At 50.2% G+C, this 207-nt stretch carries 1 pseudogene; it reads left to right on the top strand.

The window, feature by feature from the left end:
• Window positions 1-207 (top strand): annotated as a pseudogene (locus AUR66_RS22570) (aminomethyl transferase family protein); the annotation flags it as partial.

The raw sequence follows: 207 nt of genomic DNA, 5'->3' as shown, positions 1-207 counted from the left end.
GGGCGTACGAACCACTTAGCGTCAAACTTGGATGGGTAACGACCCACGTTCCAGCAATTTACACGGGTGAAGAGATGCGTGAGTATCGCGAGTGGTTAGACGCCAATAGCTACGAAGGAACTTATTCTGTCGCGGGGAGTTTCTCGTCTGACGACATTAGTGATTACTACGTGAGCCCTGTCGACCTTGGCTACACTCACATGATTA

It is taken from the genome of Haloferax profundi (assembly GCF_001469865.1).
GTDB classification, from domain to species: domain Archaea; phylum Halobacteriota; class Halobacteria; order Halobacteriales; family Haloferacaceae; genus Haloferax; species Haloferax profundi.
This window is presented reverse-complemented; position numbering and strand designations above follow the sequence as displayed.